Origin of the sequence: Kribbella sp. CA-245084, assembly GCF_050942355.1 — a bacterium.
Classification (GTDB): Bacteria; Actinomycetota; Actinomycetes; order Propionibacteriales; family Kribbellaceae; genus Kribbella.
Genome location: NZ_CP192053.1, coordinates 7,904,860 through 7,929,590, shown reverse-complemented (window position 1 = coordinate 7,929,590; position 24,731 = coordinate 7,904,860). Strand labels below are relative to the sequence as shown.

Here is a 24,731-nt window from a genome sequence, read left to right as displayed (position 1 = left end):
AATCACTTGCCGTCGAGGGTCTTGCCGGCGTCGGCCATGAACTTCGGCACGGCCTGCTTGATCGAGATCTTGTTGAAGGCGATGTCCTGGCTGACCTTCAGCAGCAGGTCGCCGACGGCGGTCGAAGCAGCCGGTGCGGCCTGCGGCGGGGCGAACGAGTTCTTCAGCGCTAGGTCGGTGTACGCGAGCACCTGCTTCTCGCTCGCCGACAGGTCACTGCCCTTCAGTAGCACGTCCCGGCCCTCGGCCGAGGCGGGCGGTCCGCTGATCAGCCGGAGCGTCTTCGCGGCCTCGGCGCCGTTGGTGAACCAGTTGATGAACGCGGCAGCGTCGTCTGCGCGCTGGCTCTTGGCGTTGAGCGACAGGTAGCTGCTCGGCGCCGGGAACGTCCCGCATTTGCCGCCCTTCGTGTTCCGCGGCGGCAGGGTGATGTCGATGGTGTTCTTGGTCAGATCCTGGAAACCGCCCTTGAGGTTGGGCGTGTGGATATGTGCGAGCGCGGCCTGCTTCTTCACCAGCGGGCTGGTCGGCCAATCGCCGTACTTCGCTTGGGCTGCGATATCGGCCGGGATCGTGCCGCCGGTCGCCCGCAGCGCGGCCCAGTACTCGAACCACTCGGTCAGCGACGCATCGGTGAACGCGAGTGCGCTGTCCTTGTACAGGTCCTCGCCCTTGCCACGCAGGAAGATCTGCAGCGACGCCGTGTCCCCGCTGGGATCCTCCGCGCCGTAGATCTTCTTGCCGGACTTCACCCGGACCTGGTTCGCCAGCGTCGCGAAGTCGGCCCAGGTCCACGTCTCCGTCGGGTGCTCCAGACCGAGTTGGTCGAGCACGGTCACGTCGTACCCCATGCTGTAGGCGCCCATCGCGACCGGGATGCCGAACTGCTCGCCCTTCAGTTGCCCCTGGATCAGCAGGTTCTTGTCGAGCGGTTTGGTGTCGATCGGGTCCGGGATGTACTTCTCCAGCGACTGCAACGCGCCGGCCGCGCCGTACTGGCCGATCCGGGCGATGTCGATGTTGATCACGTCCGGGGCGTTGCCGCCGGCCATCTGGGTGGCGAGTTTGTCCCAGTACTCCGCGGTCGCGGTGCCCTCGAAGACCATCTTCACGCTCTGATGGCTCGAGGTGTACTGGTCGGCGAGCTTGCTGCGCAGGCCGAGTTTGGTCGGGTCCCCGTAGCTCGAGAACCGGACCGAGTTCTTCGCCTCCTTGGCCGCGGGGTCGAGGTTGCAGGCGGCCAGCAGAGGAGCGAGTACGCCGGCCGCGAGTCCGGCCTGCAGGAAGCGCCGCCGGTCGATCTGTGTGGTCATGACTGTGGTCCTTTCGGGCTAGCCCTTGAGGCCGGTCGTGGCGATGCCCTCGACGATCCGGCGCTGGGCGAGAAGGAAGACGATGAAGGTCGGCACCAGCGACAGCACCGACATGGCCAGCAGTTGCCCGTACGACGAGTCGCCGGTCGCGTCGACGAATCGCCGCAACGCGACCGGCACGGTCTCGCTGCTGGGGTAGGACAGGTAGATCAGCTGGGAGAAGAAGTCGTTGTACGTCCAGATGAAGGTGAAGATCATGGTGGTGATCAGCACCGGTCCGGTCAGCGGCAGGATGATCCGGCTGAAGATGCGGACCTTGCCGCAGCCGTCGATCATCGCGGCCTCGTCCAGCGTCCGCGGGATCGTGCGGATGAACTGGACCATCAAGAAGATGAAGAACGCGTCGGTGGCCAGGAACTTCGGCACCACCAGCGGGAGATAGGTGTTCACCCAGCCGAGGTGGAAGAACAGCACGTACTGCGGGATCAGCAGCGCGTGCGCCGGCAGCATGATCGAGCCGAGCATGATCGCGAAGAACACCTTCTTGCCGCGGAACTCCAGCCGGGCGAACGCGTACGCCGTGAGCGTGCAGGCGATCACGTTGCCGGCCACCGCGAGCACCGCGATCAGCATCGAGTTGATGTAGAACCGCGTGAAGGTGGGATCGGTCGCGGTCCAGCCGGCGATGTAGCTGCGCGGGTCGAGCGAACTGGGGAACGGGTTGAGCTGCGAGAAGATGTCGGACTCGTCCTTGAAGGATCCGCCGACCATCCACAGCAGCGGATAGACCATCACCAGGGTGCCGGCGATCAGCGCGAGATGGGTCAGCCACCTGCGGGTACGCCGCCGGGCTGCGGGAGCGTGCTGGAGTGTCGTCATCAGCGGTCCTCGTAGTAGACCCAGCGGCGGGCGAGCGCGAAGTTGATCAGCGTGAAGATCGCGATGATCAGCAGCAGCACCCACGCCATCGCGGAGGCGTAGCCCATGTTCAGGTTCGTGAAACCCTGCTGGTACAGGTAAAGCGTGTAGAACAACGTGGAGTCCGACGGGCCTCCGCTGCCGCCGCTCACGACGTACGCCGGCGTGAAGGCCTGGAACGCCTGGATGATCTGCAGCACGACGTTGAAGAAGATGATCGGCGTCAGCAGCGGCACGGTGACCGACCAGAACCGGCGCCAGGCGTTCGCGCCGTCGACCGAGGCCGCGTCGTACAGCTCCTGCGGTATCTGTTTGAGGCCGGCCAGGAAGATCACCATCGGCGAGCCGAACTGCCAGATGTTCAGCAGCACCAGCGTGTAGAGAGCCGTGTCGGGGTTGGAGATCCAGCTGCGGCCGCCGACGCCGAAGAACGCCAGGAAGGCGTTCAGTACGCCGTCGTCGTCGAACAGTTGGCCCCAGATCACCGCGATCGCGACGCTGCCGCCGAGCAGTGAGGGGATGTAGTAGATCGAGCGGTACAAGGCCATCCCGCGCATCGGGCGGTTCAGCATCACGGCGACCGCGAGTGCGAATCCCAGCTGCAGCGGGACGGTGAGCGCGACGTAGATGAAGGTGACCTTCAACGACTGCAGGTACCGCGGGTCGTCGGTGAACATCTTCACGTAGTTGCCGAAGCCGTTCCAGTGCGGTGACTGCAGCAGGTTGAACTTGGTGAACGACAGGTACAGCGATCCCAGCAGGGGTGCGGCCGTCAGCAGAAGCAGTCCTGTGAACCAGGGGAGCAGGAAGAGGTAGGCAACCCGGTCCGTGCGCCGGCCGGGTCTGGGACGCGGTGCCGGGGGAGGGACCTCAGCTGTCGGTTCACGGCCTGCCGGAGCCGAGATCTCGGTGCTCGTGCTCATGGTGGCCTCCTCTCAGGAGTCCTTCTTCACCGATGTAGAAACTGGCCGGAAAATCGGCCGAAGCCTTCGGATCACAGCTCTGGAAGGACTTCGGCCGGTTAGTGGGCGGCGCGGACGGGTATCACCTGGTGGAAGTGATATTCCGCTACGCGAGAGATTAGGCCGCTGGTGGATGAAGCGCAATAGCTAAGTGGATTCGTATTCATACGTCTCAAACGCTCTGTGGCTGTGCTGGGTCCGGGGCCCGGGTAACGTCCCGCCAATGACGAACAGCACCGCCGCGCGGTCGTCGTACCTGATGCGGGCCGGATTGGTCCGCAATGTGCGGTCCGGGGAGCACCTGACGACGTTCGTGGTGTCGGGGGTGGCGACGGTCCTGGTGACCCGGCTGATCCTCAGCCTGAGCGGTTACCCGCAGATCGGCGGCAAGGGTCTGCACATCGCGCACGTGCTGCCCGGCGGCCTGCTGATGCTGATCGCGATCTCACTGCTGCTCGGGTACGTCGGACCCGTCGTCCGGCCGGCCGCCGCGACGGTCGGCGGGATCGGGTTCGGACTGTTCATCGACGAGGTGGGGAAGTTCGTCACCTCGGACAACAACTACTTCTACAAGCCGACCGCGGCGATCGTGTACGTCGTCTTCGTGCTGATCATTCTCGGATTCCGGTTCCTCACCACGCGGCGGCCGATCGACCCGCGGGAGGAGCTGGCCAACGTCATCGACCACGCTGTCGAGGGTGTCGCCGGCGGTCTGTCGCGGCGTCGCCGGGCGGAGGCGTCGGAGCTGCTGCGCGCGGTGCCTCTGCAGGTGCAGGGGCGGCAGGAGACCAGGGAGTTGCTGGCTGCGTGCCCGGCCGACGAGGTCGAGTTGGCTGCTCCGGTCGATGCGGGGTGGCAGGCGCTGCAGCGCGGGTTCGAGCGACTCGCCACGCACCCGAAGGCGCCGCGGATCGCTGTCGCCGTACTGGCGTTGCAGGTGGTTGGTGCGCTGCTCATCGCGATCGTCGTCGGCGATGGGCTCAATCACCTTCCAGTGCTGGGCGTCACGGCCGGGAGCTTGCTATCGGCAACGTTCACGGTGCGGGGTGCGCTGGCGCTGCGGAAGGGCAATCGGGCCCGGGCGGTGCGGCTGTTCGAGTTGGCTGTCCTGGTGTCGTTGCTGATGACACAGGTCTTCCAGTTCGCTGCGACGCAGTTCGCGGCCGCGGGTGGGATGTTGCTGGACCTGGTGATGCTCGGTCTGCTGCGGGCGGAGCGGGACCGGATGCGGCGCGAGGTGGAGAGCACCACGAAGGCTAAGGTGCTGCGACTGCCACCCGATCCGGATCAGCCGCCGTTTCCTGAGGACCCGTCGGATCCTGTGTAGCCTTCCAGCTCTCGTGCCGGCCGATCAGCACCGGCGACATGGTTGCAATCAGGTAGATGGCGCCTCCGGCAAGCACTGCGGGCGCGAAGCCGATGCCTGCGATGGCCAGTCCGGCGACCACGCCACCCAGCGGTACGCCGGTCCAGCAGGCCGCGTTCGACAGTGAGTTGACTCGACCGAGCAGGTGGCCGGGGATCCGTTCGACTCGGATCGCGCCGAGCACCGGGTTGATGAAGCCGGCTCCGATGCCGCCGACGGCGTACACCGCCATCAGAGCCCAGATCGGTGCGCCTGCTGCCAGGGCTACGAAGCGCGGTGCTCCGGCGATAAGGAAGGCCACGGTGAAAACTAGCTTGCGGGGGATCCGGTCGCCGATTGCTGAAGCCAGCAAGGCGAATGCGGTGGCTGTCACTCCGAACGCGGTGAGGATCAGGCTGGTGTGTCCGGGGCCGTAGCCGTGCGTCTTGATCCAGACCGGCAGCAGGACCGTGCTGGTCGCGGCGTCGAGCAGATTGGTCACGGCGATCATGGTGACGAGCGGAAGCAGCAGCTTGTCGGTGCGAAGGAACTGCCAGCCCTCGAGGAGCCTTTGTCCGTAGCCCTGTTCGAGCTCGTTGGTGGTTGGCTGCTTGGTGGGCTTGGGGATCCAGCGGGCGATCAGTAGGGCGCATACGCCGAACGATGCGGCGTCGATCCAGAGTGCGTTGACCGCACCGACGAGGGTGATGAGTCCGCCGGCCAGGGCGTACGCGAAGAAGCCGGCCAGGCGTTCCGTCGTACTCTCCAGGCCTGTCACTCGCTCCAGCGGCACTCTCGCCGCACGGGCGATGTCCGGGATGAGCGTCTCCTTCGCGGAGTCACCCGGTCCCCGGCAGGCGCCGGCGATCGCAACCAGCACGAGAAGCGTTGGGAAGTGCAGCAGGCCCAGCGTGTGGAGGAGCGGGACGAGACCGACTACCGCAGTACTCGCGGTGTCCGCGACGACGCTGATGCGGCGTGCTCCGACCTTGTCGATCAACGGCCCACCGGCGACCTTGACCAGGACCAGCGGCGTCATCTCGGCCATGGCGACCAGACCGGTCTTTACGGGCGACCCGGTGGTGATCAGCACGAACCAGGGGATCGCGATGGCGCTCACCCTGGTGCCACAGACCGACACCACGTTCGCCACCAGGAACGCGATCAGCGGCGCCCGGTTTCCTTTGTCGCTCATCTGCCTCACCCCGTGCCCTGCTACCGCGTCTCGCGCGGGAAGGCCTGGATCTGGACCGTCACCTGCTCGGCCCCCTCCGGCAGGGGAGCGGTCAGGTCGGGGGTCTTGTACTTCTCCAGCACCGCCACGACCTCGTGCATCATCGCGTCGAGCTGGTCGGCCCGCAGGTGGAAGAAGTAGTCCCCCAGCAGGCTGGCGTCGCGCCAGTCCTCGGGCATCGTCTGCATCGCATCGATGAAGCCGAAGATGTTCTCGGCGTACGTCTGTCCGACTCCGTGCAGGAAGCCCAGCGCCAGCTCGGGCTCCTGCTCGAGCAGCTCGGCCTTGTTGAACTCGGTGCCCTGGTGCGCGGCCTTCCACCAGCGGTCGCGGGCGTTGCCGCGGGTGTCGTCCTCGATCACCAGACCGGCGTCGGCCAGCTGGCGGAGGTGGTAGCTGGTCGCACCGGTGTTCACGCCGAGCCGGCCGGCCAGGGTAGTCGCGGTCTGCGGGCCGTACACCCGCAGCAGGCCGACGATCCGGTTCCGCATCGGGTGGGCGAGGGCGCGCACCAGGTGGCGGTCCAGCCGGACTGTGCGGGGCGGCTCGGGGGTGGTCTCGTCGCTCATGGTGTCGAGCATAGGACTGCAAAGACTCTTTGCAAAGAGATTTTGCAAACAACTTGTGCGATCGGTTGTCCACAGGTTGCGGATCGGTGGGCTGCGGGTGGGTCGGATCGCGGCATCTTCTCTGTCGACCACGCATCCACCGTGAATGGAGAGAACCAGCAATGATGCGCGTGATGCTCGAGGACGCCGACTACTGCGACGTCCCCGCCGACCTGATGACGTTCGACGACGGGGCGGTGGTGTTCTGGCGCGAGGGCGAGGAGGTCGGCCGCCACCGCCAGGCCCGGATCCGCTCCCTCGAACTGCTCAACCCGCGCTCGATGACCCGCAAGATCGAGCAGGCCCGCAAGAACCACCCGAAGGCCTTCACCCAGTGGTCCCCCGAAGACGAGCAGACCCTGATCGAGATGTTCCACAACGGCGCCACCAAGGACGCCCTCGTCACCACCCTCGGCCGCCAGGAAGGTGGAATCGCCACCCGCCTCCGCTCCCTAGGCCTCCTCACCGACGACCAAAAACTCGAATGAGCCATCCGAGGGAACCGTCACAAACGCCGCCTCGCCGAGTCGTCTCCCGGCGGTTTGATGTGCTTCGGGGAGTGGTCAGACAGCGATGATCTCGACGAGTTCCTGGACCGCGTGGAAGTCCTTCGGGTTTCGCGTGTAGAGGGCGGCCTCATGGGTAGCCGCGGTTGCCGCGATGACCAGGTCGAACGCACGGGCGCGCGGCTGCCCTCCTGCTGCCGCGACCGCTGCTGCGAGCGAGCCGTATGTCCGAGCGACAGCGTCAGTCACGGGCAGCGCTTCAAAGGCGCGCTCGATACCTGCAAGACGGCGCAGGCGGGCGGCGCGGATCTCCGGTGACTTGGCGACGAGTACACCGAAGTGCAACTCGGCGAGACTGATGGCGCTGATCGCAAACTCGGCGTCGACCGGGTTGTCCAGCCCTTTGATGAGGACACTGGTGTCGAGCAGTGCCCTCATTCCTTCGGCTCCCAGGGATCGACGAGGTCTTGGTCGATCAGGTCGCGATCGGTTTCCCAGGCGTCGTCGGTGCGTCGGACCAGTACGTCTGCGACCTCGTCGTAGTGCCGCCAGTGGTCCCGCTCCGGTGGTCCGAGCACTGCCGCAGGGCGGCCGGACACGGTGATCACCAAGTGCTCGCCGGCTTCGGCGCGGCGGACGAGATCACTTGCGTGCTGCCGAAGTTCACGAAGTCCCAGGGCGTCCATGCATCCAATGTAGCACATGTGCTACACGTCCTGGCTGTGCGAGGGAAGGTGACCGTAGTACACCGGCGCAGCGGGGAGTGTACGGGGAGTTCGGGGGTGGCGACGGTGGGTTTCTGCGACCCTTTTGAGATCGGGGGTGGGGGTCGGAGACAATGGCGCGATGCAACCAGTGGTGCGGTCGGGCGAGCCGGCGCGGTCGGCGGAGGCCGGGGCGCTGGAGGTGGTTCGTGCTGCCCTGCTGGATCAGGGCAGTCTGGTGCGGGCGCTGGCGTCCGGGCGGCGCCGCGGGTTCGACCCGCCGGCGTACCTGCGGGTCGAGGTGCGGTACGTCGATCTGAAGGGCGAGCGGCACCTGCAGATCACCGAGTTCGACGAGCGGCAGGCCCACACGCGGAACATCCCCGCGGACGACGTGGAGAAGGCGGTCGACGAGCTCCTCGACCTGCCGTACGGGTCGTGGCACGTGGAGACGACGAGCGAGACCCTGCGGCTGCGCTACACCAAGAAGGGCAAGGAGCTGCTGCACCGGCAGGACGACAGCCGGGAGCAGGAGACCGGGCACGACCGGGTGAAGCAGCGGGTGCTCGACCCGGCCGCGCCGTTCCTGATCGAGCTCGGTATCAGCGACCACCAGGGCCGTGTGAAGCCGTCGCGGCAGGCGAAGTACAAGCAGATCGAGGAGTTCTGCAAGCTGCTCGCGCCTGCGCTCGACGAGGCGATCGGGGCCGGCCGGATCGCGACGGACCGTCCGCTGCAGGTGGTCGACCTTGGCTGTGGGAACGCGTATCTCACGCTGGCGGCGTACCACCTGCTGTCCGCGGCCGGGCACGATGTCCGGATGACGGGGATCGACCACAACCCGGCGGCCCGGAAGCGGAACGCGCGGGTGGTCGAGGCGCTCGGCTGGCAGGACCACCTGCGGTTCGTCGACGCGACCATCCAGGCGGCCGAGCTCGACGTACGGCCGGACGTCGTGCTGGCGCTGCACGCCTGCGACACCGCGACCGACGACGCCCTCGCGCGGGCGGTCGGCTGGGAGGCTCAGCTGGTGCTCGCGGCCCCATGTTGTCATCACGACATCCAAAAGCAGCTCAAGAGCGTCACACCACCGGCGCCTTATGCGCTGATGACGCGATATGGCATCGTTCGTGAGCGGTTTGCCGACGTCCTGACGGATTCGTTGCGGGCGGCGGTGCTCCGACAGGTCGGTTACCGGGTGGAGGTCGTGCAGTTCGTGGACAGTCAGCACACGCCGCGCAATCTGCTGCTTCGCGCTGCGCGGACCGGCGCGAAGCCGACCGCCGAGCTCCAGGCCGAGTACGAGGCCCTGGTCACCGAGTGGCAGGTCAACCCCCGCCTGGCCCAGCTCCTCCTACCGCCCGCGACGCCGCCGGCCGAGACGCCGCCGGCCGAGACGCCGCCTGGTAGGCCGGCCGCGGGTGCCGAGGTGGGCTTGTGACGCGACTTCGGACGGCGTTTGCGCTGGTGGGGGCGACCCTCTGCACGCTGGCGGGTGTGGCACTTCCCACAACCGCCTCGGCGACGGTGGAGGCGGACCCGACCGCGGCCGCTCCGAAGAAGCTGTTCACGATCAACGACGACCGGATCAAGGAGTCGTCCGGTCTGGCGAAGAGCGTGAAGCACCCCGGCACGTACTACACCGTGAACGACTCCGGTGACACCGGCCGGGTGTTCGCGATCGACGGCACGACCGGCAAGGTGGAGGCGGTACTGCGGTTCGGCGCGAAGGTGACCGACGTCGAGGCGCTCGGCGTGGACCGGGACGGCACGATCTACATCGCGGACATCGGCGACAACAAGGCCAGCCGGGACCAGATCGAGATCTACACGATCCCGGAGCCGGCGACCCTCGAGGACGCCGACCTCAAGTACCACCAGTTCGACTTCAAGTACCCCGACGGCGCGCACGACGCCGAGACGCTGCTGATCGAGCCGGGCACCAGCCAGCTGTACATCGTGACGAAGGAGCTCAAGGGCACCGGCGGGATCTACGCCGCCCCGCCCGCCCCGAGCCGCCAAGGCACCAACGACCTCTCGAAGCTGGCGCCGTCGCCTCCCGGGATCATCACCGACGGCACGTTCATGCCGGACGGACAGCGCGTGGTGCTCCGGACGTACACCGACGTCGCAACGGTCGCCTGGGGCGAGACCCCCACCGTGGTCGCCCGCGGCGCCGCAGTCCTCGGCCAGGGCGAGACCGTCGCGGTAGGCCCCACGGACAACACTGTCCTCGTCGGCAGCGAAGGCGCCAACTCGGCCGTCTACCAGATGACGGCTCCCGCCAAGGCAGTCACCTCCACGCCGCCGTCCGCCAGTGCGACGCCGAAGCCGGCCACGACGTCAGACTCCAGCAACTCGGACTCCGGTAAGAGCCACAACCTCCGCTGGATCGTCATCGGCGCCAGCCTGTTCGCGCTCATCATCACCGTCGTCACGTTCCCGCCGGGTCGCCGCGAACGCCGGGACCGCCAGGCCGAGAACGACCGTCTGACCGGCCAGTCACCACCCACCGGCCACCGCCGCCCGCACGTCTGATCCACAAATCCGGAAGCTGTACGTCCGGAACCAGCCCTAGCATCGGGGCATGGAGCATGAGTTCAGCGGCGAGGTCATCGAGTGGCGCGGTCCGGCACCGTACTACTTCGTGCCCGTTCCTGACGAGGCAGCCGAGGCGATGAAGGCTGCTGCGTCGGCTGCCGGGTACAACGTCTGGGGCATGCTGCCGATCCGTGCCCGGCTCGGTAGCACCGAGTGGAAGACGTCGTTGTGGTCGAGGGACGGCGGTTACCTGCTGCCGCTGAAGGACGCCGTACGAAAGCCTGAGCGGCTGGATGCGGGGGATCCGGTGGAGGTTGGGGTGGCGTTCGAGGCGCCGGCGCGTAAGCCGACCCAGCCGAAGGCGGCGCCGGCCAGGCGGGTTGCCGTTCTCCGGTCGGCTGGTTCGCGGGAGCCGATCGCGTTCGAGCAGTTGACGATCGTGCCGGCCAACCAGGCCACGTGGGACGACCTGCAGGCGATCTTCTCGGCGGCTGATCCCGCACGCTGCTGGTGCCAGCGCTTCCGGATGCTGCCGAAGGAGTCCTGGGACTCCGAAGGCCCCGAGGAACTCTCCGCGAGACTCCGCGACCAGACAGCCTGCGGCAACCGCAAGGCGCAGGAGACGAGCGGCCTGGTCGCGTACGTCGATGGCGAGCCCGTCGGCTGGTGCGCCGTCGCGCCACGCGCGGACCACCCGAGGCTGCTCAGGGACTTCCGCGTCCCGTGGCTCGGCCGCAACGAGGACAGGACCGACCCGACCGTCTGGGCCGTGACCTGCTTCGTCACCCGCGCCGGCTACCGCCGCCGAGGGATCGGCCGCGCCCTGGCCCGAGCCACCGTCCCCTTCGCCCGCGCCGGCGGCGCGCAAGCCCTCGAGGGCTACCCCGACCTCGTGGACGGCGGCTCCGTCGGCACCCTCGCCATGTTCACCGCCGCCGGCTTCACCGAAGTAAGCCGCCCCGGCAACCGCCGAGCCGTCCTCCGCATCAACCTCTGAGCAAATGAAGCAGCCGCCGCGCCCACATGGGGTACGGCGGCTGTTCGGTGGCTCTGGCTACTTGAGGTTCTCGACGACGTAGTCGATGGCCTGGGTCAGCTTCTCGACGTCGTTCGGGTCGACCGCAGGGAACATCGCGACGCGGAGCTGGTTGCGGCCGAGCTTGCGGTACGGCTCGGTGTCGACGATGCCGTTGGCGCGCAGTACCTTCGCGACCGCCGCCGCGTCGATCGCGTCGTCGAGGTCGATCGTGCCGACGACGAGCGAGCGGGCGTCAGGGTCGGTGACATACGGCGTCGCGTACTCCGACTTCTCGGCCCACGTGTACAGCCGGTTGCTCGAGTCCGTCGTCCGCCCGACGCTCCACTCCAGACCGCCCTGGTTGTTGATCCAGTCGGTCTGCTCGGCCATCAGGAACAGCGTGGCGAGCGACGGCGTGTTGTACGTCTGGTTCTTGCTCGAGTTGTCGACCGCGGTCGCGAGGTCCAGGAACGCCGGGATCCAGCGGCCGGATGCGGTGATCTCCTCGACCCGGGCGAGTGCGGCCGGGCTCATCAGCGCGATCCACAGGCCGCCGTCGGACGCGAAGCCCTTCTGCGGCGCGAAGTAGTACACGTCGGCCTCGTTGACGTCGACCGGCAGACCGGCCGCACCCGAGGTCGCGTCGATCGCGACCAGTGCACCCTCGTCGGCGCCTTCGACGCGCTTGACCGGCGCCATCACACCGGTCGAGGTCTCGTTGTGCGGCCACGCGTACAGGTCGACGCCGGCCTCGGCCACGGCGACCGGACGGGTGCCCGGGTCGGACTTGATCACCGACGGGTCGGCCAGGTGCGGCGCCTGCTGCGCGGCCTTGGCGAACTTGGACGAGAACTCGCCGAAGTTCAGGTGCTGGCTCTTCTCCCGGATCAGCGCGAACGTCGCTACGTCCCAGAAGGCCGTCGACCCGCCGTTGCCGAGCACAACCTGGTAGCCCTCGGGCAGCTGGAAGAGGTCGGCCACGCCCTCCTGGACCCGCTTGACCAGGTTCTTGACCGGGGCCTGGCGGTGGGAGGTGCCGAGCAGCTTCGCGCCTTCGGTCGCCAGCGCGGCGACGGCTTCCGGGCGGACCTTCGACGGGCCCGAACCGAAGCGGCCGTCAGCGGGCTTGAGCTCAGCAGGAATCTGAATGTCGCTGGTCACCAGCGTCTTCCCTTCGTCGTCTGCATCTCAGAAAGCCGACGACGCTGTCAGCGCGCTCTATCCTCGCACACCCGGCCCAACCCACCGCTCCGGGGCTCACCGCGCGGACTACTCGTGCTTGCGGGTGATGGTCTGCGTACCGGTCAGGACGGCAACCGGCCCGTCCGGCGTCTCGGTCCACTCGCCACATGCCCCGCCGCCCTCGGCCACCTCGAGCGTGAGCTCGGTCCCGTCCATCCGGAGCGCCGGGTGGTAGTACTGCGCGACCCGCTCCGCCTCGCCTTCGATGTAGTGGCCGATCAGCGCCCGGCGGAAGCGGTCCGTGGTGACGTTCGGATTGCTGCCGTGGACCAGCGCCCCGTGGAAGAACAGCACGTCGCCCGGCTCCATCTCCACCGATACGGCGGACCCGGTCGACGGCAGCGGGACCGTGACATCGGTGAAGCTGACCGTGGTGTCGGCCTTCTCCGTGCACAGGATCGGCCACCGGTGCGAGCCGGGCACGACCTCGAGGCACCCGTTCGCCTCGTCGACCCGGTCGAGCGCCATCCACGCCGCGACGCACGTCCCCGGATCGGCCTTCAGATAGAAGTTGTCCTGGTGCAACGCCTGCCCGCGGGAGCCCGGCGGCTTGAAGTAGACCATTGTCTGCACGGCGTACGGTGACCGCCCGAGAAGCGTCGTCATGACCTCGTCGATGCGCGGGTCGATCATCCACTGCAGCGATGCCTCGTCCCAGCGGTGCATCTGCGCCATCCGCGGGTACCGCTTCAGCGGGTCGCGGTCGGTGGAGTTGTGCCCCGCGAAGTCGTTCGCCCGCGGACCGCGCTGCCGGACCTCCATGTAGTGGTCCCGCAACCGGTCGACCTCGTCGGTGCTGAACAGCCCGCGCACCAGCGCGTAACCGGTCCGCTCGAACTCTTCCCGAAGTACGACGTCGACGTTGGATGAAACGCTCATGCACGACTCCCGCGGCTGTGCTCTACGCTGCTTGGCAGATCCAATTCTCCTGCCTGGTACCGGCACCGAACCACGGAGGATTCGCGCGAGGAGTTGAACTTTTGTTGCAGCGGCTGGAGCTCGAGCTGGTGTCCGCACCGACCTTCTGGCGGTGTGAGCCGAGCTGGTCGTGGACCTCGCGCCCGCTGGCGGACCACCTGCTCTGGTGCGTGATGGACGGACGCGGCGAGCTGGTTCTCAACGGCGAACGCCAGGACCTGCACCCCGGCATCTGCGCGGTGTTCCAGCCCGGTGATGCGCCACGCGCCACCCACGACCCGCACCGTCGGCTGCTGGTCTTCGGCATGCATTTCCAGACCACAGGCGCAGCGCCCGACCCGCGCTGGGGAGAGGTGATGGATCGCGAGCTGCTCGGCGTCCTCGCCCGCACGAGCGACGCGTCGTACCGCAGGCAGGACGCGCTCGGCCGGCGCCAGGCGGAACTGTGCCTCGAGCAACTGATCGCGCTGATCTGGGACGCCGTCCATACCCCGGGCCGACGCGTCACCGACACCGCCGTCGACGAGATCGCCAGGCAGCTCCGGCAGGACCCGGGCCGCGACTGGACCGTCGCGGAGATGGCCTCCAAGGCTTCTCTGAGTCGCGCCCAGTTCACGCGAAGGTTCGTCGCGCAGTTCGGGATGTCACCCGCGCAGTACCTCATCCAGGCCCGGATCGACCGCGCGCATCAACTGCTCACCGAGAGCGGCATGACTGTCACCGAGACAGCCGCCGCCCTCGGCTACACCGACGTTCCGTACTTCAGCCGCCAGTACAAACAACGCACCGGCCGCACCCCCAGCCAAGACCGTTAAGCCCAATCCGGGTTCCAGCCCTCGATGGCGTCGGCGGGCCGGGACGCGGGACCCGAGTAGATGGCCGACGGGCGGATCAGCCGGCCGGTCCGCTTCTGCTCCAGTACGTGCGCGCTCCAGCCGGCCGTCCGTGCACAGGTGAACATCGACGTGAACATCGGCGGCGGCACCTCCGCGAAGTCGAGGACGATCGCCGCCCAGAACTCCACGTTGGTCTCCAGCACCCGGTCCGGCCGCCGCTCGCGCAGCTCGGCCAGCGCAGCCTGCTCCAGCGCCTGAGCCACCTCGTACCGCGGGGCGTCCAGCTCACGCGCCGTACGACGAAGCACCCGGGCGCGCGGGTCCTCGGCGCGGTACACGCGGTGCCCGAAGCCCATCAGCCGCTCGCCCGCGTCCAGCAAGCCCTTCACGTACGAGCGTGCGTCGCCGGACCGCTCCACGCCCTCGATCATCGTCAGCACCCGGGCCGGCGCACCGCCGTGCAGCGGACCGGACATCGCGCCGACCGCACCGGACAGTGCAGCAGCGACGTCCGCACCGGTCGATGCGATCACCCGCGCGGTGAACGTCGACGCGTTCATGCCGTGCTCGGCCGCGGACGTCCAGTACGCGTCGACCGCCTTGACATGCTTGGGATCCGGCTCGCCGCGCCAGCGGATCATGAACCGCTCGGTGATCGTCGTCGCCTTGTCCACCTCGCGTTGCGGCACCATCGGATGGCCGACGCCGCGGGCCGCCTGCGCGACGTACGACAGCGCCATCACCGCCGCCCGGGACAGGTCGTCACGCGCCTGCACGTCGTCGATGTCGTAGAGCGGCCGCAGACCCCAGGCGGGTGCGAGCATCGCCAGCGCGGACTGTACGTCGACGCGCACGTCGCCAGTGTGCACCGGCAACGGGAACGGCTCGGCGGGCGGCAGGCCCGGGGTGAAGGCGCCGTCGACCAGCAGGCCCCACACGTTCTCGAACGGGACGCGGCCGACCAGGTCCTCGATGTCCACGCCGCGATAGCGGAGCGCCGAACCTTCTTTGTCCGGCTCGGCGATCTGCGTGTCGAAGGCGACCACGCCTTCCAGCCCGTGCTGCACCTCGGTCCTCGGATCAGACATGCGACTCCCTCGTCCTCGTGTCGGCGCTCCCGCAGCATAGTTCTCGGAACTGATGACACGACAGCTTTGTGACCGGTTCGAGGACATTGCGCCGGTGGTGGACCGCTGAGAGGTCTACTGTCGACGGCATGGCCAAGCCCCTCCCCGCCCTTGGGCTCGTGATCGGCGTCATTGCGTCCTATGCAGCCATGGTCGTCGCCTCTTACGCGACCAATCGGCTGCTGATCCGCGTCCAGCTGTACAACAGCAACCTGGACCGGGTGCTGCCTTGGCTCGCGCTGATGATCGGCGTCGCGGTCGTGCTCGGCCTGCTGATGATGGCTCCGGCCATTGGTTCCGGTGTGACCACCGGTGCCGGTCTGCTGCTGACAGTGGTCGGCGTGGCCGTGCTGGTGCTGCCGATCAGGCAGGCGCTGGACCTGGTCAAGCTGTTCCAGTTCCCGGGTTCGAAGTACGGCGGGTCGTACCTGCTGTTCGACGGATCTGTGATCCTGCTCGGCATACCGCTGTTGCTGGTCGGCCTGCGGCGCTGGGCTGTCGACGCCAAGGTGGCGAAGCTGCTGGCAGGTCCAGGACAACTGCAGGACGGTAGTGGGTACCAGCCCGGCTACCCGCAGCAGCAGCCGCAGCAGTGGGGCGGATACCCGGGCCAACAGCAACAACCGCCGTACCCGCCACATCAGCCGCCGCAACAACCCCCGCAGTACCCGGGCCAGCAACCGCCGCAATAACTTTCGCCGCAGAGCGGGCATCAGGCTCTGCATGGGAACGCTGGTCGCCTACACCTTCGCGCACGACAGCGCCGCACGCGCCGCGGCCGGTCGTGCCCGCGTGGAGGCGTACTACGGCGGCGAGGCCGAACACCACGGGTACGCCGGCGCAGCAGTCGGACTGCACCTCTGGGACAGCCGCGACAGCACCTCGTGGCACGACGCCGGCGCACAGGTGAATCTGGCCGAGGAACGACTGGAGCTGTCCACCGACTCGATCGGTGTCAGCCGGCTGTTCGAGCTGCAGTTGCCGGACGGGTGCGTTTGGACCAATCGGCCGGTCGCCGCGCTGTTGTTCGCGGGTGTACCGGCGGTCGCGTCGACGCGCGGCTGGACCTTCGCCGCCGGGTGCGGATGGTTCATGGACGACAGCACGCCGTACGACGGTGTGCTGGCTGTGCCCGGAGGAACACACATTGTTGCCGACGGCCACCGTCAGCAACGGACGACCAAGGCCTACGTGCTCGAAGCGACGACGGCTGTCCCGCAGCAGGTCGTCGCAACTCCGTACCTAAGAGCCGAGCCGGTGGAGCTGATCAAGCGGGCGTTGAGCTGGCACAGGTACGCGGAGGGTCTGCAGCCGGCCAGCAGCCTGTTCGACCCACCGCCTGACGGCTTCATCACTAGCGCACCGGTCCGTGAGGTTGCCCACGGCTACTTCTATCCACGCGACGTACAGCAACTCGACGAGCTCCCGTTGCCCGACAAGCTGCGTGCCTTCAGCAACCACCTGCAGACCAGGCTGATCCCCGCCGCAGGACCGACGCAGGCGGCCCGGGCCGCGGTCGCCGAGCAGATCGACCGCGTGCTGCAGGCTGCCGTCGACAGCGGTATCGAGAACGCGACCATGCTCGACTACTTCTACGCCGTCGAGCCCCTGCGCCGAGGGGTCACGCCGTTCACCCCGGTCCGCAGGAACCTCGCGTCGGCCGCCGACCGCGACCTGATCGAACCGCTCCTGACCGACGTCGAAGGCTTCGGCGATCTCAGCACGCTCTGGGCCGCCTCGATAGCCGGCGCAAGCTCAGCCGCCGCCGAGGCAACCCTCCACCAGGCCCTCTACCGAGCCACCTTCAACCAACACCTCACCGAGATAAACCACCACGTCAACCGGCCGCACTAGGCTCCGCCCCACCCTTCCCCGCCCCTGAGCGAAGCGAAGGGGCTTGCCCAGCCCTTCCCCGCCCCGGAGCGAAGCGGAGGGGCGGGTAGTTCTTTGCCCTGCCTCTCCCCGCCCCGGAGCGAAGCGGAGGGGCGGGTTGTTCTTTCCTTCAGTAGGCTCGTCGTGTGGATCTTGCGGAGATGCGGCGTACGTACGGACTGGGGGAGTTGCTCGAGGATCAGATGGCCTCTGACCCGATCGAGCAGTTCGCAACCTGGCTGCAGCAGGCCCGGGAGGCCGGCTTGGCGGAGCCCAACGCGATGGTGCTGGCCACGGCCGACGGCGACGGGCGGCCGTCGGCGCGGACGGTCCTGCTCAAGCGCGTCGACGAACGAGGGTTCGTCTTCTACACCAACCAGCAATCGCGCAAGGCCGACGACCTGTCCGACAACCCGCTCTGCGCGCTCGTGTTCCCGTGGCACGCGATGGAGCGCCAGGTCCGCATCGAGGGCACGGTCACGAAGCTCCCGTCCGACGAGGTCGACGAGTACTTCGCCAGCCGGCCGCGCGAGTCACAGCTCGGTGCGTGGGCATCCCAGCAGAGCCAGTCCGTGGCGTCGCGCGAGGAGCTCGACCTGCAGTACGCGTCGTACGAACGCCAGTGGCCGGAGGGCACCGAGATCTCCACGCCGTACTTCTGGGGCGGCTACCTGGTCGCCCCAGAAGCAATCGAGTTCTGGCAGGGCCGCGTCGGCCGGCTGCACGACCGCCTTGCCTACCGCCGTCCCGCCAGCTCTGGTTCCTGGGACTTGGTCCGGCTCCAGCCCTGATCGGTTTCGCGGAAGCCGTTGCGTTCCCACCACCGCACCAGCGGCTTCGGCGCCCACCAGTTCGCACGACCGAGCAGCCGCATCGTCGCCGGCACCAGCAGCGCCCGCACGATCGTCGCGTCCAGCGCGATCGCGATCACCAGCCCGACGCCGATCATCTTCACGAACACGATGCCCGACGTCGAGAACGCCGCCACCACGATGATCAGCAGCAACGCCGCACTGGTGATGATCCCGCCGGTCCGCTGCAGACCGTGCGCGACCGCCTCGGTGTTGTCGCCGGTCCGGTCGTACTCCTCCCGGATCCGGCTGAGCAGGAACACCTCGTAGTCCATCGACAGCCCGAACAGTACGGCGAACAGCAGCACCGGGTTGGTCGCATCGAGGAACCCGGCCGGAGTGAACCCGAGGAACCCGGACAGATGCCCGTCCTGGAAGATCCACACCATCGCCCCGAACGCCGCCGACAACGACAACACGTTCATCAGCAGCGCCTTCGCCGGCAGCACGAAGGAGCCGAAGGCAATGAACAGCAGCACGAACGTCACCACCACGATGAACCCGGCCATGTACGGCGCGCGCTCCTTCAACACGTCCAGCAGATCGATCACCGCAGCGGTCTCACCACCGACCTGGACCTGCGTACCCGTCGGCGCCGGCACCGCGCGCACCCCGTGGACGACGGCCCGCGCCGCCAACTCCTGTCCGGTGAAATGAGTGTGCACAACAACGGATGCCACACCGTTGGCGTAACCACCGATCCGCACGTTCTCCACGTCCCGCACCTGCTCCAGCCGTGAGATGTACGGCGCCAACGCCGCCGCCGGATCGCTCGGTGCGGAATCGAATCGCACCGCCGAGTAGATGTCCGACCCGCCGGCTCCGGGGAAGTCCCGCTGCAGCGTCTCGGTCACCGTCCGCGAAGTAGCGCCCGGCGGCAACGAGCGATGGTCCACGCCGCCCAGCTGCGCTGACAGGAACGGGATCCCCAGAATCAGCAGCACGGGGACGAGCACCAGCACATACCGCACCGGCCGCCGCATCACGCTGTGCGCCAGCCGATACCAGGCGCCCTGCGCACCCGAAGCCGAAGCCGATGCCGAAGCGGACGCGGAAGCCTTGCGTGGCTTGAAGATCCGCAGACTATTGACTCGATGACCCAACACGCCGAGCAGCGCCGGCAGTGCGGTCAGCGCCGCAACCATCGCGATCGCCACGGCGGCAGCACCGCCGTACGCCATCGACTTCAGGAACATCACCGGGAACAGCACCAGACTGCTGATCGCCACGCCGACTGTCACGCCGGAGAACGCGACCGTCCGACCGGCCGTCGCCATCGTCGTGGTCAGCGCGGCCTCGACATCGTTGCCGCGAGCAAGTTCTTCGCGGAACCGGGTGACGATGAACAGCGCGTAGTCGATCGCCAGCCCGAGCCCGATCATCGTGACGATGTTGATCGAGAAGATCGACACGTCGGTGACCGCCGACAACCCGCGCAGCAGGACGAACGAGCCGAGGATCGCGAGCGCGCCGACGAACAGCGGCAGCGAGGCCGCGACCAGGCCGCCGAAGACGACCACCAGCAGCACCAGCACGATCGGCGTCGAGATCGACTCGGCCTTGACGATGTCGTGCTCGGTCTGCGTGTTCACCTCGTCGAACACCACGACCTCGCCGCCGACCTTGGTGTCGAGCCCGGCCGGCGCCGTCCGGACCTGCGAGGCGATCTTGTGGAACGTGTCCAGCCGGTCCTCCGGTGTCGCGCCGGCCAGCGTGAGTACGGCGTACGTGCTGTGCTGGTCCTTCGACACGAACGCCGGCGACTTCGTGCTCCAGTACGTCGACACGCCGGTCACGTCGGCGCTCGGCAACCCCGCGAGATGGCTCTCGACGGCCTGCTTGAAGGCCGGGTCGGCGACGGTCCCGGACTGGCTGCGATAGAGCACGACGACATCGGTGCCGGTGCGGCCGACGTTCTGCTCGATCGTCGCGACCGCGTGCGCGGCCTCGGTGTCCGGCGCGTCGAAGCCGCCGTTCGCGAGCGACCCGAACACGCCGGTGCCCCAGGCCAGCCCGAGGACGACGAAGACACCGGTCAGGGCGAGCACCAGACGGCGTCGCCGGTACGTGAAGTGGCCGAGCGTCTCGAACACGAAACTCTCCCCAGCGAGTAGATTGAACGGCAGGAGCCTGAGTGAACAGCGTTAACTGTTAACGGTGTTCACTCTAAGGTCCTGCCCTACCGCGATGTCAAGGAGAGTTTTCGAAGTGGAGAGCCGGGACCGGCGGAGAGCGGCGACGCTGGCCGAGATCAAGGCGGCCGCGCGCCGGCTGCTGGTCAGCGGCGGGTCGTCCGCGGTCGGCCTGCGGGCGGTGGCGCGCGAGCTCGGCCTGACCCCGCCCGCGCTGTACCGGTACTTCCCGAGTCACGAGGCGCTGATCGGCGCGATGATCGCGGACCTGTACGACGAGCTGACGACCGCGCTGATGCAGCTGCAGACGACCGAAGAGGTTCCCGACCTGGGCGAGCGGCTGTACCTGCTGGCCAACGGCCTACGCAACTGGGGTCTCGCGCATCCGGCCGAGTTCACGCTGCTGTTCGGTACGGCGGTCCCGATGCCCGACGCGGACGACCACGACGAGACGCCCGGCCACCAGGCGGCGATGCGATTCGGCGACGTCTTCAAGGAGCTGGTCGCGCAGATCTGGCACTGGAAGCCGTTCCCGTACCCGCGCGACGAGCTGCTCGGGACGGAGCTGATCGCGCAGCTCACGCAGGAGTCCGAGCACTTCCAGGGCATGCCGCCGGGCGCGATCTACCTGTCGCTGACCTACTGGACCAGGCTCTACGGCCTGATCTGCATGGAGGTCTTCGGCCAGCTGCACTGGGTGCTGCCGGATGCCGGTGCGTACTTCGAGGCCCAGCTCCGCGAGATCGGCGAGGCCCTCGGCCTGGACTGCCCGCCGGCTGACTGAAGGCATAAGACGGAAGGCAGAAGACTGAAGGCATAAAGAAGCCTGCGGGCGCTTCCGGAGACACGACCGGGTGGCCGAACTCAGGGTCAGGCGGACTACCTGACTGCCCGCAGGCCCGGTGGCTGGCGTTGAATTGGCCGACCACTTGCCCACTAACTAGTGGTTGGCGGTTAGCCCGCCGCCACCTCACGAGTCCGATAGCAATTCATGCGTTGGACCACCTCCCTTCGCGTGTACTCAGAACCTACTGCCGGGCGGTACGCCGTTCAACCGTTTTTCGCCCAGGGATGAACGAGAATCGGGACATGATCGAACTGGGGCTGATCCCGCTGCTGATCCTGATCGGAACCGGCTGGTTCGGGTGGGCGTCGTACCGCCGGGCCGCCCAGGCGGAGCGGGCCCTGACCGAGGTCAATGCCGAGAACCGGGCGCTGATGCACGAGGTCAGGTCGCTCGAGCGGGCGGTCGCGGCTGCCGAGCAGGGCCTGCGTACGCTCTCCTCGCATCCGTCGGTGCCGCGCGACGTCGCGGTCACCGCCGACCTGACCCTCGCCGATGTACGGCGACTGGTGGAACGCAAGGAGCTAGGCGACTGATGGCAAAACTGGGGAACGCGGCCGCCGCGATCAAGCCCAAGGGAAGTGCGAAGGTGAAGGTGATCGGCGGGCTGATCGTCGCCGTGATCGCGCTGATCATCCTGTTCAACATCTTCAACTTCGCGAACACCGACGCGAACCGGATCGGGCTGCACTACGGCGGCGGCGTGATCGAGGACAAGAAGTTCAAGTCGATCGTCCCGCCGGGCTCGACGAACCAGCTGATCGGCCCCGGCGACACGCTCTACACGTACCCGATCGACCAGCGCTCGTACATCATCGGCGGTGACGGCGCCGACACGGACGCGGCCGACGAGGTCACCGTGGTCAGCAAGGACAACGTCCGGCTCGGCGTCCGGGTGCAGGTGTACTTCACGCTGAACCGGGACAAGGACGTGATCAAGTCGTTCCACGAGCGCATCGGCCTGAAGACCGAGGCCTACGAGGAACGCGGCTGGAACGACATGCTGCAGAGCTACTTCCGGCCGCAGATCGACCGGGCGCTGGCCGCGGTCGCCACCAACTACGGCTGGGCCGAGCTCTACAACAACGAGGCGAAGAAGGCCGCGTTCCAGACCGCGGCGTCCACGGAGTTCACCCGGCTGCTGCCGGCCGCCGTCGGCGGTGACTACTTCTGCGGACCGGGCTACAACGGCAGCAACGACTGCGGTGAGCTGTCGTTCACGATCCAGAAGCCGATGCCGCTGGACAAGGGCATCATCGACGGCCTCGAGGCCAAGCAGCGTGCCGAGCTGGCGAAGGCCACCCAGGAGCAGAAGAACCAGCAGGTGAACGTCGAGCTGCAGTCGGTCAAGCAGCAGGTCGCGCTGCTCGGTGCGAACGGCTACCTGCTGAAGACCGCGATCGAGTCGGGCAAGATCCAGTTCATGGTCATCCCGCAGAACGGCAACGTCAGCATCCCGGTGCCGACCACGCCGACGACTTCGCCGACGACCCAACCAGGCGGCTGATCGGATGAATGCGTTGCCGTCCCACCTCGAGCTTGTGCAGGGCGTCGTCCTGCCGAGGCCGGTCGGCGCGCATCCGGTGCTCGACTTCGTCAACACCCGGTCCGAGTGGACCACCCGTGGCCCCGCCCGGACCGAGTGGCTGACGTCGTACGAGGCCTTCCTGATCTGGAACTCGTACGTCGGCCTGTTGTCGCCGGCCACCGTGTTCCGGCTGATCGAGCAGGCCGGCAGCAGCCAGACCGAGGTGGCACGGCGGCTGCAGACCACCCTGGACTTCCGCGTCGACCTGTACGACGTCCTGACCGACCAGGCCGCCGAGTCGACCTTTCAGGCCGCCGCCCGCGTGATCGAGAAGGCGTACGGCGGCCGGCGGCTCGTGCCGACCGATGACGGACTGACCTGGGAGCTGCGCGAAGACCTCGCGCTCCCGCTCCACAACCTCGCGCTGCTGGCCGGCGACCTGCTCACCGGCCCGTCCCGCGAGCACGTCCGCACCTGCCCGTCCTGCGGCTGGCTGTTCCTCGACCCGCGCGGGCGTCGCCGCTGGTGCTCGATGGCGACCTGCGGCAACCGCGCCAAGGTCCGCGCCCACGCCGCCCGAGCGCGCTAGTTGAACGCCGCCGGGTCCACCGTGATCCAGGTGTGCTTCGCGCGGGCGAGCACGCGGCCGTCGGCGTCGTACAAGGTGCTCGCGGTGAACGTCTTGCGGCCGTCCTCACCGAGGTAGCGGCCGAGCGCGACGCACTCCTCGCCGACCTGCGGCCGCGCGTCGATGCACGCGGTCAGCTGGCCGAGCACCGACGGACGGCCTTCGAGGTCGATCGTCCATCCGCCGGGGCAGTCGAGCGCCGCCCAGAGGAACAGCTCATCGATCAGTCCGTCGGTCGCCAGATCCGCCGCGGGCTTCCACGTGCACGCCGTACGCCCGTCGCCGATCGGCCCTGGCCTCAGCTGCAGACCACCCTGGTTCGACGGGCCGCAGACGAAGCAGTTCGGGAACGGATGATCCTGCAACCCGCGGTACGCCGCCTCCGCGGCCCGGGCCTCGTCCGCCGGGACCGGATCGATCGTCGCGTCGGCGAGGAAACCGCTGTCGACCGGTACTGCGTTCGCGACCAACTCGTCACCGTCAGTCAACTGAACGCCGGCGTCGTTGGCCGACAGATCGAGGTCCTTCTGCAGCGGTGGCGGCATCCGCAAGCGAACCTGCGGAACGTGTACGCCGTTGAGCTGCGCCGCCAATGTCGTTCCGACCAGGCCGGCGACGTACCCGCCGTTGCCCGATCGCTCCGGCCCCCGGAATCGTTGGTCGACCCGCACGAAAGTCATGGCCCCGGACCCTAACGCAATAACAGGTTTCACCCGATCGTGCACGGGCTGTGGTGGAGGTGTGAGTGCCGAGAACCGTGGGAAGGAAAGGGTTTCAGAGAAATCTGAGGATTTCTCGCAACAACTGAGCTGAGCCCTCCAGTTCAAACGACCGTTTGAACTATGCTGACTGCAGGCTACTGCGCGTGAGCAGGTGGGGTGCCTGCGCGTGCGGTAGCTGGGGGGAAGGAGAACTCTGTGGAGACACCGGTCGAAACGACCCGGGAAAGATTGCTCAACGTGGCTGAGCAACGATTCGGAGAAGGGGGTTACGAGGGCACCTCGCTGCGCGCCATCACGGTCGCGGCAGCCGCGAACATCGCGGCGGTCAACTATCACTTCGGTTCGAAGGAAGCGCTGCTACGGGCTGCCGTGGCGCGCGCGATGGCGCCGGTCAACACCGAGCGCAGACGCCGGCTGGACCAGTTGGAGGCCGGCGGGCCGCCGACGCCGGAGGAGCTGATCCGGGCGTTCATCGAGCCCGGGCTGGAACTGGTGCTGCGCCGGGGCGAGCGCGGTGCCGTGGTCGCCCGGTTCATCGGCCGGATCGCGTTCGATCCGAGCCGGCGGATCCGGGAGCTGTACGCGGCCGAGTCGGATCCGATCGAGAGCCGGTACCTGGCCGCTCTGCAACGGGCATTGCCGCAGGCGTCGCCGGACGCGGTCGCCTTCGGGTACATGAACATGCTCGGTCTGCTCGCCCTGCACCAGTCACAGGCCCTGTCCCCGACGCCGGGTGCCGCCGGCTCCGGGGGTGCTGTGAGTACGGAGGATCCCGGCAAACTCGCCGAGAACCTGGTCACGTTCCTGGTTGCGGCCTTCGACCGCGGCCTGCGGGCCTGACCGCATCGCCAATGCCCCGGAAACCGTGGATCCCTGCCTACG

General features: G+C 67.8%; 26 protein-coding genes. 14 read left to right on the top strand and 12 right to left on the bottom strand.

Annotated features, from left to right (window positions below; all coding sequences use genetic code 11):
• Positions 1 to 2: 2 nt before the first annotated feature.
• From ACQPYH_RS37905 to ACQPYH_RS37895, 3 genes are read right to left on the bottom strand one after another with little or no spacing between them, the layout of a single operon-like run.
• Positions 3 to 1,313 carry an ABC transporter substrate-binding protein gene (locus tag ACQPYH_RS37905; protein WP_432881704.1) on the bottom strand — a complete coding sequence of 437 codons (1,311 nt, stop codon included), beginning with the start codon at positions 1,311 to 1,313 and terminating at the stop codon, positions 3 to 5.
• 18 nt (positions 1,314 to 1,331) lie between these two features.
• Positions 1,332 to 2,192: a carbohydrate ABC transporter permease gene (locus tag ACQPYH_RS37900; RefSeq protein ID WP_432881701.1), complete on the bottom strand. Its 861-nt coding sequence runs from the start codon at positions 2,190 to 2,192 to the stop codon at positions 1,332 to 1,334.
• On the bottom strand, positions 2,192 to 3,154 hold the full coding sequence (locus tag ACQPYH_RS37895; RefSeq protein WP_432881698.1) for a carbohydrate ABC transporter permease: 963 nt from the start codon (positions 3,152 to 3,154) through the stop codon (positions 2,192 to 2,194). Before ACQPYH_RS37895 ends, ACQPYH_RS37900 begins: the two co-directional genes overlap by 1 nt.
• Before the next feature lie 262 nt (positions 3,155 to 3,416).
• On the opposite strand from ACQPYH_RS37895, the gene ACQPYH_RS37890 reads away from it, so the two are divergent.
• Positions 3,417 to 4,520 (top strand): hypothetical protein, encoded by a 1,104-nt coding sequence (locus ACQPYH_RS37890; protein WP_432881696.1) that lies wholly within the window; start codon positions 3,417 to 3,419, stop codon positions 4,518 to 4,520.
• Here ACQPYH_RS37890 and ACQPYH_RS37885 read toward each other — a convergent pair.
• Together ACQPYH_RS37885 and ACQPYH_RS37880 are read right to left on the bottom strand one after the other, a co-directional pair.
• Positions 4,450 to 5,733, bottom strand: a complete 1,284-nt coding sequence (locus tag ACQPYH_RS37885) for an MFS transporter (RefSeq protein WP_432881693.1) — start codon at positions 5,731 to 5,733, stop codon at positions 4,450 to 4,452. The genes ACQPYH_RS37890 and ACQPYH_RS37885 overlap by 71 nt on opposite strands.
• Positions 5,734 to 5,753: 20 nt before the next feature.
• Positions 5,754 to 6,341 carry a helix-turn-helix domain-containing protein gene (locus tag ACQPYH_RS37880; RefSeq protein WP_432881690.1) on the bottom strand — a complete coding sequence of 196 codons (588 nt, stop codon included), beginning with the start codon at positions 6,339 to 6,341 and terminating at the stop codon, positions 5,754 to 5,756.
• 161 nt (positions 6,342 to 6,502) lie between these two features.
• Here ACQPYH_RS37880 and ACQPYH_RS37875 point away from each other — a divergent pair, with 161 nt between their 5' ends.
• Entirely contained in the window at positions 6,503 to 6,868 is a 366-nt protein-coding gene (locus ACQPYH_RS37875) for a hypothetical protein (protein ID WP_432881688.1), read from the top strand.
• Between the two features lie 75 nt (positions 6,869 to 6,943).
• On the opposite strand, the gene ACQPYH_RS37870 is transcribed toward ACQPYH_RS37875, so the two are convergent.
• Together ACQPYH_RS37870 and ACQPYH_RS37865 are read right to left on the bottom strand one after the other, a co-directional pair.
• Complete coding sequence (locus ACQPYH_RS37870) at positions 6,944 to 7,324, bottom strand: PIN domain-containing protein (RefSeq protein WP_432881686.1); 381 nt, start codon at positions 7,322 to 7,324, stop codon at positions 6,944 to 6,946.
• Positions 7,321 to 7,572, bottom strand: coding sequence for a type II toxin-antitoxin system Phd/YefM family antitoxin (locus ACQPYH_RS37865; RefSeq protein ID WP_432881683.1), 252 nt, complete (start codon positions 7,570 to 7,572; stop codon positions 7,321 to 7,323). Before ACQPYH_RS37865 ends, ACQPYH_RS37870 begins: the two co-directional genes overlap by 4 nt.
• Before the next feature lie 160 nt (positions 7,573 to 7,732).
• Here ACQPYH_RS37865 and ACQPYH_RS37860 point away from each other — a divergent pair, with 160 nt between their 5' ends.
• Genes ACQPYH_RS37860 through ACQPYH_RS37850 form a run of 3 tightly spaced genes read left to right on the top strand, consistent with a single transcriptional unit; the run spans position 7,733 to position 11,128 of the window.
• The gene (locus tag ACQPYH_RS37860; RefSeq protein WP_432881680.1) at positions 7,733 to 9,031 is read left to right on the top strand and encodes a class I SAM-dependent methyltransferase; all 1,299 of its coding nucleotides are present in this window, start codon (positions 7,733 to 7,735) and stop codon (positions 9,029 to 9,031) included.
• Positions 9,028 to 10,128 (top strand): hypothetical protein, encoded by a 1,101-nt coding sequence (locus ACQPYH_RS37855; RefSeq protein WP_432881678.1) that lies wholly within the window; start codon positions 9,028 to 9,030, stop codon positions 10,126 to 10,128. Before ACQPYH_RS37860 ends, ACQPYH_RS37855 begins: the two co-directional genes overlap by 4 nt.
• A 49-nt stretch (positions 10,129 to 10,177) precedes the next feature.
• The gene (locus ACQPYH_RS37850) at positions 10,178 to 11,128 is read left to right on the top strand and encodes a GNAT family N-acetyltransferase (protein ID WP_432881675.1); all 951 of its coding nucleotides are present in this window, start codon (positions 10,178 to 10,180) and stop codon (positions 11,126 to 11,128) included.
• Positions 11,129 to 11,185: 57 nt separating this feature from the next.
• On the opposite strand, the gene serC is transcribed toward ACQPYH_RS37850, so the two are convergent.
• Complete coding sequence (gene serC, locus ACQPYH_RS37845; RefSeq protein ID WP_432881672.1) at positions 11,186 to 12,310, bottom strand: phosphoserine transaminase; 1,125 nt, start codon at positions 12,308 to 12,310, stop codon at positions 11,186 to 11,188.
• Between the two features lie 108 nt (positions 12,311 to 12,418).
• Positions 12,419 to 13,270, bottom strand: a complete 852-nt coding sequence (locus ACQPYH_RS37840; RefSeq protein ID WP_432881670.1) for a phytanoyl-CoA dioxygenase family protein — start codon at positions 13,268 to 13,270, stop codon at positions 12,419 to 12,421.
• 101 nt (positions 13,271 to 13,371) lie between these two features.
• Here ACQPYH_RS37840 and ACQPYH_RS37835 point away from each other — a divergent pair, with 101 nt between their 5' ends.
• A complete protein-coding gene (locus tag ACQPYH_RS37835; protein WP_432881667.1) occupies positions 13,372 to 14,124 on the top strand; it encodes a helix-turn-helix domain-containing protein in 753 nt (250 codons plus the stop codon).
• Here the strand turns inward: ACQPYH_RS37835 and ACQPYH_RS37830 are convergent.
• Positions 14,121 to 15,233 (bottom strand): citrate synthase 2, encoded by a 1,113-nt coding sequence (locus ACQPYH_RS37830; protein ID WP_432881665.1) that lies wholly within the window; start codon positions 15,231 to 15,233, stop codon positions 14,121 to 14,123. The genes ACQPYH_RS37835 and ACQPYH_RS37830 overlap by 4 nt on opposite strands.
• A 128-nt stretch (positions 15,234 to 15,361) precedes the next feature.
• Here ACQPYH_RS37830 and ACQPYH_RS37825 point away from each other — a divergent pair, with 128 nt between their 5' ends.
• The 3 genes from ACQPYH_RS37825 (at position 15,362) to pdxH (ending at position 17,935) form a co-directional block, all read left to right on the top strand.
• Positions 15,362 to 15,964 carry a hypothetical protein gene (locus ACQPYH_RS37825; RefSeq protein WP_432881663.1) on the top strand — a complete coding sequence of 201 codons (603 nt, stop codon included), beginning with the start codon at positions 15,362 to 15,364 and terminating at the stop codon, positions 15,962 to 15,964.
• Between the two features lie 31 nt (positions 15,965 to 15,995).
• On the top strand, positions 15,996 to 17,126 hold the full coding sequence (locus ACQPYH_RS37820; RefSeq protein WP_432881661.1) for a hypothetical protein: 1,131 nt from the start codon (positions 15,996 to 15,998) through the stop codon (positions 17,124 to 17,126).
• Positions 17,127 to 17,290: 164 nt separating this feature from the next.
• The gene (gene pdxH, locus ACQPYH_RS37815) at positions 17,291 to 17,935 is read left to right on the top strand and encodes a pyridoxamine 5'-phosphate oxidase (RefSeq protein WP_432881658.1); all 645 of its coding nucleotides are present in this window, start codon (positions 17,291 to 17,293) and stop codon (positions 17,933 to 17,935) included.
• Here the strand turns inward: pdxH and ACQPYH_RS37810 are convergent.
• The gene (locus ACQPYH_RS37810) at positions 17,881 to 20,088 is read right to left on the bottom strand and encodes an MMPL family transporter (RefSeq protein ID WP_432881655.1); all 2,208 of its coding nucleotides are present in this window, start codon (positions 20,086 to 20,088) and stop codon (positions 17,881 to 17,883) included. The genes pdxH and ACQPYH_RS37810 overlap by 55 nt on opposite strands.
• A gap of 115 nt (positions 20,089 to 20,203) precedes the next feature.
• Here ACQPYH_RS37810 and ACQPYH_RS37805 point away from each other — a divergent pair, with 115 nt between their 5' ends.
• The 4 genes from ACQPYH_RS37805 (at position 20,204) to ACQPYH_RS37790 (ending at position 23,088) form a co-directional block, all read left to right on the top strand.
• Positions 20,204 to 20,911 (top strand): TetR/AcrR family transcriptional regulator, encoded by a 708-nt coding sequence (locus tag ACQPYH_RS37805; RefSeq protein ID WP_432881653.1) that lies wholly within the window; start codon positions 20,204 to 20,206, stop codon positions 20,909 to 20,911.
• A gap of 305 nt (positions 20,912 to 21,216) precedes the next feature.
• The gene (locus tag ACQPYH_RS37800) at positions 21,217 to 21,507 is read left to right on the top strand and encodes a hypothetical protein (RefSeq protein WP_432881651.1); all 291 of its coding nucleotides are present in this window, start codon (positions 21,217 to 21,219) and stop codon (positions 21,505 to 21,507) included.
• A complete protein-coding gene (locus ACQPYH_RS37795; RefSeq protein WP_432881648.1) occupies positions 21,507 to 22,478 on the top strand; it encodes an SPFH domain-containing protein in 972 nt (323 codons plus the stop codon). Before ACQPYH_RS37800 ends, ACQPYH_RS37795 begins: the two co-directional genes overlap by 1 nt.
• A gap of 4 nt (positions 22,479 to 22,482) precedes the next feature.
• The gene (locus tag ACQPYH_RS37790; protein ID WP_432881646.1) at positions 22,483 to 23,088 is read left to right on the top strand and encodes a CGNR zinc finger domain-containing protein; all 606 of its coding nucleotides are present in this window, start codon (positions 22,483 to 22,485) and stop codon (positions 23,086 to 23,088) included.
• Here ACQPYH_RS37790 and ACQPYH_RS37785 read toward each other — a convergent pair.
• Positions 23,085 to 23,807 carry a hypothetical protein gene (locus ACQPYH_RS37785; RefSeq protein WP_432881643.1) on the bottom strand — a complete coding sequence of 241 codons (723 nt, stop codon included), beginning with the start codon at positions 23,805 to 23,807 and terminating at the stop codon, positions 23,085 to 23,087. The genes ACQPYH_RS37790 and ACQPYH_RS37785 overlap by 4 nt on opposite strands.
• Positions 23,808 to 24,086: 279 nt before the next feature.
• Between ACQPYH_RS37785 and ACQPYH_RS37780 the strand changes: the two genes are divergently transcribed.
• Positions 24,087 to 24,689, top strand: a complete 603-nt coding sequence (locus ACQPYH_RS37780) for a TetR family transcriptional regulator (RefSeq protein ID WP_432881640.1) — start codon at positions 24,087 to 24,089, stop codon at positions 24,687 to 24,689.
• Positions 24,690 to 24,731 lie beyond the last annotated feature (42 nt).

Coding starts and splice junctions, on each gene's coding strand:
- ACQPYH_RS37885 (WP_432881693.1), bottom strand. CDS start 5,733: ATGAGCGACAAAGGAAACCGGGCGCCGCTGATCGCGTTCCTGGTGGCG.
- ACQPYH_RS37870 (WP_432881686.1), bottom strand. CDS start 7,324: ATGAGGGCACTGCTCGACACCAGTGTCCTCATCAAAGGGCTGGACAAC.
- ACQPYH_RS37800 (WP_432881651.1), top strand. CDS start 21,217: ATGATCGAACTGGGGCTGATCCCGCTGCTGATCCTGATCGGAACCGGC.
- ACQPYH_RS37890 (WP_432881696.1), top strand. CDS start 3,417: ATGACGAACAGCACCGCCGCGCGGTCGTCGTACCTGATGCGGGCCGGA.
- ACQPYH_RS37875 (WP_432881688.1), top strand. CDS start 6,503: ATGATGCGCGTGATGCTCGAGGACGCCGACTACTGCGACGTCCCCGCC.
- ACQPYH_RS37905 (WP_432881704.1), bottom strand. CDS start 1,313: ATGACCACACAGATCGACCGGCGGCGCTTCCTGCAGGCCGGACTCGCG.
- ACQPYH_RS37840 (WP_432881670.1), bottom strand. CDS start 13,270: ATGAGCGTTTCATCCAACGTCGACGTCGTACTTCGGGAAGAGTTCGAG.
- ACQPYH_RS37795 (WP_432881648.1), top strand. CDS start 21,507: ATGGCAAAACTGGGGAACGCGGCCGCCGCGATCAAGCCCAAGGGAAGT.
- ACQPYH_RS37790 (WP_432881646.1), top strand. CDS start 22,483: ATGAATGCGTTGCCGTCCCACCTCGAGCTTGTGCAGGGCGTCGTCCTG.
- ACQPYH_RS37895 (WP_432881698.1), bottom strand. CDS start 3,154: ATGAGCACGAGCACCGAGATCTCGGCTCCGGCAGGCCGTGAACCGACA.
- ACQPYH_RS37785 (WP_432881643.1), bottom strand. CDS start 23,807: ATGACTTTCGTGCGGGTCGACCAACGATTCCGGGGGCCGGAGCGATCG.
- ACQPYH_RS37860 (WP_432881680.1), top strand. CDS start 7,733: ATGCAACCAGTGGTGCGGTCGGGCGAGCCGGCGCGGTCGGCGGAGGCC.
- ACQPYH_RS37865 (WP_432881683.1), bottom strand. CDS start 7,572: ATGGACGCCCTGGGACTTCGTGAACTTCGGCAGCACGCAAGTGATCTC.
- ACQPYH_RS37900 (WP_432881701.1), bottom strand. CDS start 2,192: ATGACGACACTCCAGCACGCTCCCGCAGCCCGGCGGCGTACCCGCAGG.
- ACQPYH_RS37830 (WP_432881665.1), bottom strand. CDS start 15,233: ATGTCTGATCCGAGGACCGAGGTGCAGCACGGGCTGGAAGGCGTGGTC.
- ACQPYH_RS37820 (WP_432881661.1), top strand. CDS start 15,996: ATGGGAACGCTGGTCGCCTACACCTTCGCGCACGACAGCGCCGCACGC.
- ACQPYH_RS37880 (WP_432881690.1), bottom strand. CDS start 6,341: ATGAGCGACGAGACCACCCCCGAGCCGCCCCGCACAGTCCGGCTGGAC.
- ACQPYH_RS37850 (WP_432881675.1), top strand. CDS start 10,178: ATGGAGCATGAGTTCAGCGGCGAGGTCATCGAGTGGCGCGGTCCGGCA.
- ACQPYH_RS37825 (WP_432881663.1), top strand. CDS start 15,362: ATGGCCAAGCCCCTCCCCGCCCTTGGGCTCGTGATCGGCGTCATTGCG.